Origin of the sequence: Chitinophaga qingshengii (assembly GCF_014529935.1) — a bacterium.
Lineage (GTDB): Bacteria > Bacteroidota > Bacteroidia > Chitinophagales > Chitinophagaceae > Chitinophaga > Chitinophaga qingshengii.
In genome coordinates, this window is record NZ_JACVFC010000001.1 from 3,787,937 (window position 1) to 3,801,484 (window position 13,548).

Here is a 13,548-nt window from a genome sequence, read left to right on the forward strand (position 1 = left end):
CAATAACGCCTGCACGGTTTAAATTCCGTGCAGGCGTTATCGTTATAGTACATCTTTGATATGCTTATAATTTGATTTCACGGCCTCCAGCACATCGTCAAATCTACCGCCTAATATCAGTTTCCCCATCCACAACGCATAGCCTTTCATTTGTTCAAATTCTATTTTGGGCGGCATCGCCAGAGATGCCGGATTCGTAAATATGTTCACCAACACCGGTCCGGAGGTTTGTTGTGCCCTGGTAAGAGTAGACTCCACTTCATCGGGGCTGCGGACTGTAAACGCAGTAAAGCCCATGGCCGTGGCTACCGCCGCAAAATCGGGATTTATCATATCCGTTTGCCAGTCGGGCAAGCCCGCTACTTCCATTTCCAGCTTCACCATTCCCAGCGAGCGGTTGTTAAAAACAATCACTTTTACCGGCAGGTTGTATTGCCGGATGGTCATTAAATCGCCCAGGAGCATGGTAAGACCACCATCGCCGCAGAGGGCGTATACTTCACGGCCCGGCTGGCACAGTGCCGCCCCGATTGCCTGTGGCATAGCATTGGCCATCGACCCGTGATTAAATGATCCTAACAGGCTGCGTTGACCGGTAGCAGCAATATACCGGGCAGTCCATACGTTGGTCATGCCGGTATCTACCGTAAAAATCGCGTCGGATGCAGCCAAACGGCTGATCACGGTGGCTACATATTCCGGGCTGATGGCCTCCTCTTTACCACGGTCATCCACATACGTATTTAGTTTCTGCTTTACTTCTTCATGAAATTCCAGCATAGTGTCCAGGAACTTCCGGTCTTTCTTATCCTGTATCATAGGTAACAACGCCTGAAGGGTAGGAGCCATATCCCCGCAAAGTCCCATTTCCAGCGATGCACGGCGTCCCAGTCGCTCCGGTTGGTTATCTATCTGTATAATCCTCGCTTTATCAGGTATGAAAGGCGTATACGGAAAGTCTGTTCCCAACAGCAGAACGACATCTGCTTCAAACATGCTTTTATAAGCCGATGCCAGTCCCAGTAGCCCGGTCATGCCTACTTCCTGTGGGTTATCGTATTCAATGCCCATTTTTGCACGGAAAGAATAACCTACCGGCGCTTTCAACAGGGTAGCCAGCGTCACTACTTCATCATGCGCTGTGGTAGCCCCCAATCCACAGTAGATGGTCACTTTATCTGCCCCCTGTAATATGGACGCCAACTGCTGCAATTCCGTTTCTGTTGGCCGCAGCACAGATGCAGGCCGGTACAACTTCAGGGCGGTAGGAATGTTCTCCGCATCGGCAGCGGCCACATCGCCCGGAAGCCCGAATACAGCAACGCCTTTTTTATGCACGGCATGCTGCAATGCGGCCTGCAACATCCGCGGGGCCTGCGCCGGCGTTGTAGCAATCTGATTATAGTAACTGCAGTCTGCAAATAACTTGATGGTATTGGTTTCCTGGAAATAATCGCTGCCAAATTCATTGGTGGCGCAGGTAGAGGCAATAGCAATAACGGGAGCGCCTGAACGATGCGCATCGTACAAACCATTTATCAGGTGTACATGCCCGGGGCCACTACTACCGGCGCAACAAGCCAGCCCCTCCAGCTGTGCTTCCGCCCCTGCAGCATAGGCGCCTACTTCTTCATGACGTACATGCACCCACTGAATACGGCCGTCCCTTCGCACAGCATCATTCAGATGATTCAAACTATCTCCTGTAACAGCGTAAATACGTTTAATGCCGGCATCAGCCAGCATTTCCACTAATTGGTCGGCAACTGATTTTCCCATAAATATGTTTTTATTTTTTGCAGGATGTGTTTTCTAAAAACAACCTTGTTGACACATTGTTTAATAAATACCCATCAGGAAATATTGTTATATTTATGCGACTAAACTGCGGCCTATTTATGAGACTTTCAGGATTACTCGTCGGCATAATGCTGATCATCAGTACTACTGCGTGTAGCCGCAAGGTTACCCAAAACGGGAAAGCGTCCTACTATGCGGACTCCTTCGACGGAAAACGTACTGCCAACGGAGAAACATTCCGGCAACGCCATCTTACGGCGGCTCACCGCACGCTTCCTTTTGGTACCAGGGTGAAAGTCATCAACACCGCCAACGGCCGCTCCGTAAAAGTGCGCATCAACGACCGGGGACCTTTTGTTAATGGCAGGATCATCGATCTCTCCAAAAAAGCAGCATCCCGGCTGGGTATGATCAATACCGGCGTGGCTACGGTAGAAATCAAATACAAAAAGCCAAAAAAATAAGAAGGTGAAAGGCGATCGCCCTTCACCTTCTGTCTGTCTTCAGACAACATGCGCCCCCTCTGCAATTTCTTCTACCATTTTCTTACAAAATGCAGGTAGATCTTTTGGCGTACGACTGGTAACCAATCCATTATCGGTCACTACTTCTTCATCCGTCCAGATGGCGCCGGCATTTTCCAGGTCCGTTTTCAGGGAAGGATAGGAGGTGACCCTGCGGCCCTTTATTTCGCCGGTTTCTATTAATGTCCACGGACCATGGCAAATAGCGGCAATCGGTTTACCATCCTCAAAGAATCCACCTACAAAAGTCACTGCCTGCTGATTAATACGCAGCTGATCGGGATTTAATACTCCGCCTGGCAGTACCAGTGCATCATAGTCCTGGGCGTTGGCGTCGCTCAGTGATTTGTCTACCGGATAGTCTTTCCCCCATTCTTTTTCTGCCCATGCCCTTACTTTTCCTTTTTCGGGAGAAATGATATCCACCTTCGCACCAGCTTCTTTTAACGCTTCCAGTGGTGCAGTCATCTCTACCTCTTCAAACCCGTTAGCCACCAGTATTGCGACCTTTTTGTTTTGCAATTGAGTTCCCATAAATCATTGTTTTTTCGTGATTAAACCGGATAATTTTTTGTTCGCCGTCCCTGGCAGGCACAGCTAAATTCCATATCTTGTACTGCTGCTAACGGCACAAAAAAAGTTCCGTTGCCGATACCTGCCACCTGTGGCGGAATCCCCGCGCCAGCGGCCGTATAGACGTTGTATATATTTTTTCCCACACCGTAGAAGACGGGAATCTCATTCCAGTGTAATATTTTGATGCCTCGTGTTGCATTTGGGGAATTGGACTGTTTTATTTGCTGACACTTAATTCCAGAACAATGAAAAAAAATATCCTTTTCTGCGCGTTGTTGGCAGGTTTGCTGGCTACACAACAAACATCCGCGCAATCATCTCCAGTGGTGCTGCCCGGGTTTACCGCCTATGCAGATCCCGAAGAAAAAAATGTAGATATCAGCAGCCGTAATGGAGTAGTTAACTGGACCGGCAATGAAAACACGGTCAACTTCTATTTCCACGCCGCCACTACCGGTAAGCTGAAAATCACTTTGCAGGCTAAATCAGACGCCGGCAGCAAAATACAGGTCAGTTTAAATGGCGCCACTAAAACAGTTAGCATTCCTAATAATAATGATTTCACCAGTATTCCGGTGCTGGAAACCAACATCAAAAAAACAGGGTTCTATTCCATCTCATTAAAAGGCCTGGAAAAATCGGGCAGGGTATACGCCGATGTAAAAGGCATTGCCCTGGAAGGTGCTGCCACCAAGGATATTCAGTTTAATCCCAAATCATGGCGCCGGTCCGCTTCTGTGCATCTCAACTATCCTGTGCCGGAAGGAAAAAATGCAGAATGGTTCTATGGCGAAATAAAAGTTCCTGCCGGGGAAGATAAAACAGGTACCTACTTTATGTCTTGTGGCTTTCACCGTGGTTATTTCGGTATGCAGGTAAATTCCCCTACCGAAAGAAGAATTATTTTCTCCGTATGGGATGCCGGTGGGGAGCCTGACAAACGCGATAAAGTAAAGTATGAAGACCAGGTAGTACTGCTGGCCAAAGGCGACAGCGTGTATGCCAGCGGTTTCGGCGGAGAAGGTACCGGCGGCCATAGCCATTGGATTTATAACTGGAAACCAGGGGAGACCTACCGCTTTTTAATGCACAGCGTTCCCGTGGGCACTACTACCACCTATACCGCTTACTTCTACGTACCCGAGCACCAGGAATGGAAGCTGATAGCCAGTTTTCGTGCACCGAAAGATGGTAAATACATGGGACACCTGTATTCTTTCCTGGAGAATTTCTCTTTTGAAAACGGCCACCTGGGCAGAAAAGGATACTATGGCAATCACTGGATCAAAACCGATACCGGCGAATGGATAGAGCTTACCAAAGCCAAATTCACCAACGATGCCACTGCTAAAGCCAAAGACCGGCTGGATTTCGGCGGCGGCTCGGAAAATGGCTGGTTTTACCTGTGGACCAGTGGTTTTACTCCCGCCAATGCCAAATATGGTGATATTTTTGAACGGCCGGCCGGTGGCAAACATCCGGAAATAACGCTGCCTCGCTTTTAGCAGCTGTTTACCTGTCTGGTAACCGCACCGTACAGGTGCTATAGTTACCTGCTGACGCAGTAAAAGGACTTCCACCATACCAGGGCCGCAAAAATTTTTGCGGCCCTTTTTTGCGTTCATTCTTCCTACTTACCCCATGGGACTTAAGGGACAAATTTACTTTCCGCCTCCTTACCGGATTTTAATTTAAATTCGGTTTGAAAAATCATCGTTTGCAGACACCGTTTTTATGTTTAAATCTGTGAAAAAGAGACTGCCTATTCCCATTCCTGATGTGCTGGATGCACTGGACGCGCTTAACCCGTTTAAAGTGAAGCGCCAGCGTATCATGAACTTCAATCCATCTACCAGCGTGGCTTTGCGGAAGCCGTCAGAAACCAGTAAAATCACAGTTTTTGATTATAGCGGTAACGGCTGTACGGAAGCTACCATGGTATCGCTGGAAGAGGTGTTTGCATATCGTGATAAACCCACTTACACCTGGATTAATGTGGATGGCATCAGAAAAGAAGAGGTACATGCCATTTGTGAGCACTATATGATACACCCGTTGATTGAGGAAGATATTCTGAGTGTAGGGCAACGGGCAAAGATGGATGATATCGGAGAACGGCTGTTTTGTCTGTTACCTATGATGTATTTCAGCAGTGAGAGTTCTACTATAGACCAGGAACAGGTGAGCATTGTGCTGGGAAAAAATTTCGTGATTTCCTTCCAGGAAGATCCCACCCGCGATGTATTTGACCCTGTCCGGGATAAACTGAAAATTGCCGGTTCCCGTATCCGCAACGGCACCATGGACTTCCTTTGTTACGCCTTGCTCGATGTCATTGTGGATAGTTATTTCACCGTGTTGGATAAACTGGGAGAAAGAATTGAGCTGATGGAAGACATTGTGCAACATGAGCCCAGTACCCGGACTTTAGCACGGATCAACTTCCTCCGGCGACAGGTATTTCTTTTCAAAAGGGCCATCGCTCCGGTGCGTGAGCTGGTCAACGGCTACCTCAAAAGTGAAAGCGATCTGCTGGAAGATACCGTGTACAAATACTACAAAGACGTGTATGACCACATCATTCAATGTAATGATCTGGCAGACAACTACCGGGATATGATCCTCAACGTACAGGAGATGTACCATACGCAGCTGAATCTCAAGCTGAATGAGATCATGAAAGTACTTGCCGTGGTAACCACCTTGCTGACCCCGTTGACTTTAATCGCCGGTATTTACGGTATGAACTTCCATAATATGCCGGAGCTGGAATCGCGCAATGGATATTTTTATACCCTCGGCGGCATGGGACTGCTCCTGGTTGTGATGATTCTTATTTTCCGGAAGCGGGGCTGGTTCTAAACCTTTTTCTTATAAACCGGTACGGAAGAGCAGGGTTCTCCATACATGATACTTTTGGCTACCGGGCGCAACAGCCGGGTAATTTCGGCATAAGCCACTTCGCCAACGCGTTTGTCGCCACATCCTTTGATCACAATACGTTTATCTGCGAAAGCAGCCACATCAAGCGTGGATAAATTCTTCAGGTACAGCGTTTTATATATAAATTCTGCGTCTCCGAAAGCGGCATAGGCCGCAACGGGTTCCAGGTTGGTCATCACCAGCATATATGCCCATAATGGAACAACGGCATCTGCGGTACATACCAGGCCTACATTTTTTCCACGAAACTGTTCCCAGTCAAGCGATTGCATAGCAGCACGGAAATCTTTCTCTTTCAGGATCATTCCCATAAAGAGGTAATCCTTCATATCAAAAATAACAGTATCTCCTTTGGGATAGAATTGTTCCAGGTCGATGGTTTCCAAGCCACTCTGCGCTACTTTATTAACGATTTCATCCATATCTGTCTGTTTTTAACCTTACAAATTTACGAAGATATGGGCATGAAAAAAGGGAAGCAGATGGCTTCCCTTTTTCTTATGTCAGTTAAAAATGTATCTGTCTACTAGAAAAATTTACCGCGGGTATCCTTGATATTGCTTTTCTTCTTCAGTATTTCAAACAGCTGTTGATCGAGCAGGGATTTGATACCTTGTTCATAAGCAGCCTGCTGGGTAGCCAGGTCCTGTGCCGGTTGAGCAACAGGCTCATAGCTGTCAGCTTTAATTACATATACTGCAGCGTTACCTTCAATAGGAGTGGATACTTTAGCAGTGCCCCAGCTTTTGTTGAAAGCTGCACCGGCTACGCGAGGCTCAAAGCCCAGAGAAGCGATAAACGGAGAAGCAAAGTTTACTGCTTCCGCTTTCAGCACCGGCTGATTGGTGGATTTAGCAGCAGCATCCAGGCTGGCCGGAGTTTGCAGCTTAGCGATGATCTGTTCAGCTTTTTTATGTTTTTTCACTTCTGCTTCCACCTGAGGTCTTACGTCATCCAGGGGAGCGGTACCTTCCTGGCGGATGCTGGTCAGTACAGCCACTACATATTTATCATCAAAAGTAAACACAGTGCTTACATCGCCTTTTTTAGCTTCGTAAGCCCAACGAACCAGTTCGCGTGACTGTCCGATACCAGGGATAACAAAATCCATCGGACGGAGGTTGTCAGCGATTCTTTTATTCAGTTTACCTTGTTGAACGTTCTTTTCGAAAGTGGCAGCAGAGCGGCTTTTACCTGCAAAATCGCTGGCTGCACCGTAAGCGCTGTTATTGGTTTCTTTGCTGGCATCTACAGATTTACCCAGGTAAGCCACTTTAATAGCAGGACCAATGTTTTTCTGGTCCATGATTTCCATTACATGGTAACCGAACTGGGTTTTTACCACTTTCACCTGGCCTTTTGTGCCTTCGAAAGCGAAATCTTTAAATTCAGGTACAAACTGGGTAGAAGGAGTGATATCGTATTCACCGCCGTTCTGTTTGCTGCCCGGATCATCAGAGAACTGAGTAACCAGTGCTTTAAAGTCGGCGCCACCTTTTACGGCAACAGCGATGCTGTCAGCACGTTTTTTGGCAACGGAATCCGGTAAACCACCCTGAGGACCGGAGGCGATCAGGATGTGGCGTACTTTCACGCTGTCGGGCATGCTTTTACGGTCAACCATTTTCGCATACACAATCAGGTTATTATCATAGTAAGGGCCGTATACAGCACCTACCGGCAGATTTACGATAGAATCTTTCTGCGGAACCTGTGCTGCGTTTTTGGAAACGTAACCGTCATAATACTTAATCTCTGAATTGCGGTTGATGAAACCGGCAATGTCATGAGTGGTATCCAGTTCCGCTTTCAGCGCGAGAATCTGCTGGATAGCAGCGGAAGAGTCCTGGGCAGAAGGAACAGCATCAAAAGACACATATTCTACTTTACGGGATTCTTCTACTTTAAAGAGTTGTTTATGGTCCTGAATGAAACGGTTCAGTTCAGCATCAGTTACTTTAATAGTGGAGTCAGCGATAGAAGCATAAGGAACGCTCACATAAGAGATAGTAGCCGTTTTGCTGTTATCTTCCTGCTGTTGGGCAGCCAACCATTTAGGATAATATACACCTTGTTTAATCAGCGTAACATATTTCAGTTGTTCCTGTGATTTGGCGATATAGGTCTCCATTTGGCTCAGGGCAGCGCGAATCTGCGGGTTCTGAGGCGCCTGTGCGATGGTTTGCTGCAATGCCACGCGGTCAAACTGGCCATCCTTGTTGGTAAACTGTTGTACTACCATCGGATTGGGGTTTTTACCTTTAATCTGGTCTACCACTTCCGCTTCAGTTACGGCAATACCCAGTTTAGCGTATTGGGCCTGCATAATCTGTTCATTCAGAAACTGGTTCCAAACCTGCTCACGGATATATTGACGGGTTTGTTCGTCAATATTACCATTGGGCATCTGCTGGCGTGCGCCTGCTTCGGCATCCTGAATACGGCGCTGGTATTCTCCGAGATCCAGCTCTTCACCGTTTACTTTACCCACAGTAGTGTTACGACGGGCGAGAGAACTTTTGCCAAAAAAGGCATCCTGCAACAGGAAACTAACAATAGCCAGGCAAATCACTACAACGATCACGACGGCATATTTGTCCCTGATTTTCTGAATTACTGACATATATTATATAGTCTACATTTTTAAGGAAAGCAAAAATAGAATAAATAAACTGTAACTGCAAAAGAGTATTTTTTCCCTTCAAACCCAATACTGTAAAGGATTTGAGGGTGTTCTAACACTTTTGTGGACTGCTTATCATTCACAGGTTTTCCACAGGTGTCCCCTTTTTCCAAGTTTCTTTTTTTCAATGTTTTAGTGTTTAAAATGCCAGCAGGAACGGGTATTTTCGTAAAACTGCGGGATAAAGGCACCTAATGGTTTATACACAATTGTGTAAAAGCTCTTTTTCACAATCCACAGGAAAATGTGAATAAAACAGGTCTATTTTCAACAACAGCTCATTCCGGTGGTTTTTGTCGTCCGTCCGGTTTTTTTCCACAATTGGTGTGTAAAACCACCTGTAAAACTGAAAATAAGGTGGGAAAAGGTGCCCTTATACACCGGTAAAACTAATTTTGTTTTTGTCCCAAAAGTTTACCTCAGAAAAAGCGAATGTGAATTGTGGATAGTAAAAGCGTTCTTTTAACATTTTCCCAATATCCCCCAGGTGAAAAAGATTTTCACCAACAACGATATCCACGTATGTGGATGAAATAGGTAAAATCCAGTAACGACGCGGAAAGAGGGTGTTAATTAGATGTGGAAAGCGTAGGAAAAAGGAATAACAACTACATTTGTACAGGTGCCGGAAAATTAATTTCCACATATTCACAGCCCTAATAGTAGTGGGCTTTTCTTTTTAAATAAATAAATAGATATATAGTTATGATTACTGAAATCGCTGTCGCGAAAAAAAATTTGCAGCATAACGGATTTTTGGATATACCGGTTGACCCGGCCCTGGATTTATTTGCAGCGATCGAAAATCTGAAAAAAGAAAAAAATGCGATCGTACTGGCGCACTATTACCAGGAGCCTGATATCCAGGATGTCGCCGATTATATCGGAGACAGTTTGGGACTCAGTCAACAAGCTGCCAAAACGGATGCCGATATCATTGTTTTTGCCGGTGTTCACTTTATGGCCGAAACGGCAAAAATTCTAAGCCCTCAGAAAAAAGTGCTGTTACCCGATCTCAAAGCGGGATGTTCCCTGGCCGACAGTGCCCCGCCGGAACTCTTTAAAAAATTCCGTGATAAGTACCCGGACCATATCGTGATCTCCTACATCAATTGTTCCGCTGGTATCAAAGCACTGAGTGATATCATCTGTACTTCTTCCAATGCTGAAAAAATTATTGAAAGTGTTCCGAAAGATCAGCCTATCATTTTTGCACCGGACCGTAACCTCGGATCCTATCTGATCAAAAAGACCGGTCGGGATATGGTGCTGTGGAATGGTGCCTGCATGGTACATGAAATTTTTTCGCTGGAAAAAATTACCAAACTGAAAACCCAGCATCCGAAAGCAAAAATTATTGCGCACCCGGAATGCGAACCGGCGGTGTTGGCAGTGGCTGACTATATCGGTTCCACAACCGGTTTACTGAACTTCAGCAAAAAAGACGACGCCCAGGAATATATCGTGGTAACCGAAACCGGTATTCTTCATCAGATGCAGAAAGAAAATCCGGGTAAAACTTTTATTCCGGCGCCGCCCAATAATGCATGTGCTTGTAACGATTGTCCACACATGAAATTGAATACGCTGGAAAAGCTGTATCTGTGTATGGAATACGAACAACCGGAAATTACGATGGAAGAAAGTCTGAGAATCGCCGCTAAAAAGCCAATAGAACGAATGCTGGAGATCAGCAAACAAGCTGGACTTTGATTTAACTTTCTGATTTTCAATATTATTCAAATTTAATTTTTTACTTAAGCATCTTTTAAAAGAATGCTGAAAGCCCCGAGGTTGATATAACCCCGGGGCTTTCCTGTTTTTAATCGAACTGTTTAATTCTCAGGCGGTTAGCAAGGCGCTGAGAATGCGATAACCGATGTTTTCCCCACTATTTCCCTTGTTTACGGGCCGCTGGAATCTTAATTACTGTTTTTGAATTGTGAATAACTGCTCAAAACCCTGAATTGAAGGCCGTGAGAATTAATTTTTTTTTCGAACATTGGGTATACCCGAAAAAAAAAATTTTATGCGATTCTCAACGCACTGTTAGTCTGCTGAGAGACCTCTATTTGTTTTTTCACTTTACTCCCTGGCAGAATTTCCTCTTATCGCGCTGTTAGCCGTTATTTTTTGAATACACTGAGAATCGCATAGAAAATTATGATCCGGCATAACCCCACGTTTACTGTTTCCGTGCGATTGTCAGTGCTTTCTTTTTTTGTAGATAAAATCATGTTTCTGCATTAGAGGGCCATATGCCCCGCATGATGTGGGATGATATCCAGGTGTGGAAGTTTCTTTTTGAGGGCAGGCCGGCTTTATGGGTGTGGACTACGGGCAATTTTATGAGTGCTCTGAGAATTGAATATTTATTGAAAACCAAGGGGTACCCCAGTAATTGACTTTTTGTTTTATTCTCAGCGCATTGTCTGTGCGCTGAGAATGAATCCAGTATTGTGGTATCCCCGTAGTTAAAAAAAATATGCGATTCTCAGCGCTCTCCAAGAGCGCTGAGAATCGCATATTTTTTTTGCCAACTGAATTTAATGGATTGGAGAAATTTCATTCAATTCTCAACGGATTATGAGTGCGCTGAGAATCACATATAGCCGGGCTAATTAAATGTTATCAGATAAGGGGAAATTATACTCAATTCTGAGAGCGTTATCAATGCGCTGAGAATCGTTTGTTTCTGGTCAATAGGGAATAAGTTTAGGTTTCGGATAAAGACGGGATTCTCATGGCTTTGTGAAGGCGCTGAGAATAGGATATTTTTTGCGGTGGGCATTATGCATCTGTGTAGTGCATTTAACGAGATTCTCAGCGCATTGCCAGTGCGCTGAGAATCGCATATTTTTTGGGCGATTGATCAATTGGTGTAGAAGGAAAAGGATTACGCGCTGGTGATAGCTTTGAGAATGGGATGAAATTTTATTTCATGGGGTAATGGCGGACTTCAGGAAATCGTGCGTACCTGAGGGCACTGGGAAGATTTTTCAAAATGCTTTGATGGAAGAAAATCAACGAACTTTGAAAGTTTTTTGCTTGTGGCTGATTTGAAAGGAAGCAAAGCCGAAAAAATCATTTTTTCTTTCATTTTCCCCCCAGATTTTCCGTTAAAATGTGGAAAAGCCCCTTTTTTCAAAAAATTTTTTTTGATTTTAATGAGAGAAATGTGGAAAAGGTGGGTTTTATTCCTCATTTTTTTCTGAAGGCAGATATTTTCTAAAAATTTCAGATGGAAATCCCAAAAAATGTGGAGAAAGTGGGCTATTTTTTTCAAAAAAAGGTTTTTCGAGACGCTATTTGTGGAAAAACCTCCAATTTTCTCAAATTTTTTTTGTTTTTGATCTAAAAATGTGGAGAACTGGTGATTTTCAATCGAAAAATCACGCGGCTGGAGTCATTTTTTGTAAAAAACACTAAAAAAAATTTTTTTCTTGGTTTTGGAGTGCAAAAATGTGGGAAAGTAGTATATAGAGAAATTTCAGTTCGGAAGAGAGAAATTTGTGGAAAAAAGGGCTGTTTTTTGGAAAATCTTTTTCTTTTTTAAGAAAGTGGAGAGGATAAGTATTGAACTGGGAGGATAAACTTAAGGGAGGATAAGTGGAGAAAAGTAGAGGAAACTATATTTCCTCTACCCAAATATGATCAGCTTCTGTTTTTCTGAGGGACAGATTGTAGCCTGCTACCATGATTGAAATTGGATCGCCCAGGGGAGCAATTTTTTCAATCTTAACGGTTTCACCTGGTACGCAGCCCATTTCCATTAACTTAATATGTAGATCATCTTTTTCAAATTCTATGATTACTGCGCTTTTGCCTGTTGCCAGGGAAGATAATTTCATTATGCCTTTTTTCATACCTACGTATTAATCTGTTTAAACTTTAGTTTGGCAACGGGGATAGTTCCACCATGAATGACAGGGCAAAGGTACCCCGGTGTACCGAATATGCAAAAAGAATCAGGCACCCAATCCAAAATTTCACTTTACTTTTACATCACTTTTTTAATTCAAAAACAAACATGGCAATTCAGTTTACAGCGCACGAAGTAAAAGTGGACTTAAAGGAAAAGAGAAAATTAAAAATCTTTTTAAAGGATTTGTTTGCCGGTGAAGGGCAGGGGTTAAAAGACCTGCATTATGTTTTTTGTTCAGATGCCTATTTGTTGGAGATCAATAAGCAGTTTTTGCAGCACGATACCTATACAGACATTGTTACTTTTGAAATGGGAGAAGATCCTGATGTTACAGAAGGGGAAATTTACATTAGCGTGGATAGGGTAAAGGAGAATGCGGAGAAATTCCACGTTTCGCTAAACCAGGAGCTGCACAGGGTGATTTTCCATGGCGCTTTGCACTTATGTGGATTTAAAGACAAGAGTAAAGCAGAAAACGCGCGCATGCATGAAAAAGAAGATGAGTACCTTATTAAATATTTTGGTGCGTTGGAATAACAGATGTTCCACGTGGAACATTTTGAAAAAAAATGAAATTAGGAATGTTCCACGTGGAACATTCTTTTTTTTGGGAATAGCCTCAAGGCGAATGCTAACGGTAAAGCCCGGTTAGGAATCATAACAAATGAGGCCTATTGGGGCTGGAAATCCTCCTGATAGTAAAGGCGTCCCTGAAAAGCCATCGGCCTCTGGCACTCGCCCTAACGCCTGGATATATCTCCTTCATTTCAGGCTTGTTTTCACTTGTGTTCATCATTCGTTTTGAACGCCGCTTTTGGCGGGCTTGGGCGCATTATTTTCCGGCCGAAGGTAGTGGCAGTAGGTACGGTTTACGCAGGATGCGTAAACAATGTGGAATCATGAGTAACCAAATGCTCCAGTACTATGGCACCTGGTAATATATCTAACACCGGGATCGGCGTTAGATATATTACCGGCCACTAAACCACCTTCCTGCTCTAACCATACTCGTTTACAATGGGGCTAAATGTATCGGGGAATAATTTCTTCGTGTATTTGTTCCCTGAAACATTGGGGCCGTAAGGAAGTATGTCTGT

Annotated in this window: 11 protein-coding genes; 5 read left to right on the forward strand and 6 right to left on the reverse strand. The window is 44.4% G+C overall.

The annotated features are described in order from the left end of the window. Window positions 1-42: 42 nt before the first annotated feature. A complete protein-coding gene (locus tag ICL07_RS14825; protein ID WP_188088669.1) occupies window positions 43-1,779 on the reverse strand; it encodes a thiamine pyrophosphate-dependent enzyme in 1,737 nt (578 codons plus the stop codon). Between the two features lie 119 nt (window positions 1,780-1,898). Between ICL07_RS14825 and ICL07_RS14830 the strand changes: the two genes are divergently transcribed. Further along, complete coding sequence (locus ICL07_RS14830) at window positions 1,899-2,264, forward strand: septal ring lytic transglycosylase RlpA family protein (protein ID WP_188088670.1); 366 nt, start codon at window positions 1,899-1,901, stop codon at window positions 2,262-2,264. 39 nt (window positions 2,265-2,303) lie between these two features. Here ICL07_RS14830 and ICL07_RS14835 read toward each other — a convergent pair whose 3' ends face one another. Beyond that, window positions 2,304-2,858, reverse strand: a complete 555-nt coding sequence (locus ICL07_RS14835; RefSeq protein ID WP_188088671.1) for a type 1 glutamine amidotransferase domain-containing protein — start codon at window positions 2,856-2,858, stop codon at window positions 2,304-2,306. A 287-nt stretch (window positions 2,859-3,145) separates the two neighbouring features. Between ICL07_RS14835 and ICL07_RS14840 the strand changes: the two genes are divergently transcribed. Beyond that, window positions 3,146-4,405 (forward strand): DUF3472 domain-containing protein, encoded by a 1,260-nt coding sequence (locus ICL07_RS14840; RefSeq protein ID WP_188088672.1) that lies wholly within the window; start codon window positions 3,146-3,148, stop codon window positions 4,403-4,405. Between the two features lie 241 nt (window positions 4,406-4,646). After that, the gene (gene corA / locus ICL07_RS14845; RefSeq protein WP_343071032.1) at window positions 4,647-5,762 is read left to right on the forward strand and encodes a magnesium/cobalt transporter CorA; all 1,116 of its coding nucleotides are present in this window, start codon (window positions 4,647-4,649) and stop codon (window positions 5,760-5,762) included. On the opposite strand, the gene ICL07_RS14850 is transcribed toward corA, so the two are convergent. Then, entirely contained in the window at window positions 5,759-6,265 is a 507-nt protein-coding gene (locus tag ICL07_RS14850; RefSeq protein ID WP_188088674.1) for a DUF2480 family protein, read from the reverse strand. The genes corA and ICL07_RS14850 overlap by 4 nt on opposite strands. A gap of 104 nt (window positions 6,266-6,369) precedes the next feature. Next, on the reverse strand, window positions 6,370-8,466 hold the full coding sequence (locus ICL07_RS14855; RefSeq protein WP_188088675.1) for a peptidylprolyl isomerase: 2,097 nt from the start codon (window positions 8,464-8,466) through the stop codon (window positions 6,370-6,372). A gap of 765 nt (window positions 8,467-9,231) precedes the next feature. On the opposite strand from ICL07_RS14855, the gene nadA reads away from it, so the two are divergent. Further along, window positions 9,232-10,239: a quinolinate synthase NadA gene (gene nadA / locus ICL07_RS14860; protein ID WP_188088676.1), complete on the forward strand. Its 1,008-nt coding sequence runs from the start codon at window positions 9,232-9,234 to the stop codon at window positions 10,237-10,239. 1,246 nt (window positions 10,240-11,485) lie between these two features. On the opposite strand, the gene ICL07_RS14865 is transcribed toward nadA, so the two are convergent. Further along, on the reverse strand, window positions 11,486-11,812 hold the full coding sequence (locus ICL07_RS14865; RefSeq protein WP_188088677.1) for a hypothetical protein: 327 nt from the start codon (window positions 11,810-11,812) through the stop codon (window positions 11,486-11,488). Window positions 11,813-12,155: 343 nt separating this feature from the next. Next, on the reverse strand, window positions 12,156-12,392 hold the full coding sequence (locus tag ICL07_RS14870; protein WP_078669684.1) for a FeoA family protein: 237 nt from the start codon (window positions 12,390-12,392) through the stop codon (window positions 12,156-12,158). Between the two features lie 164 nt (window positions 12,393-12,556). On the opposite strand from ICL07_RS14870, the gene ybeY reads away from it, so the two are divergent. Continuing rightward, on the forward strand, window positions 12,557-12,988 hold the full coding sequence (gene ybeY, locus ICL07_RS14875; RefSeq protein WP_188088678.1) for an rRNA maturation RNase YbeY: 432 nt from the start codon (window positions 12,557-12,559) through the stop codon (window positions 12,986-12,988). Window positions 12,989-13,548: the final 560 nt, after the last annotated feature.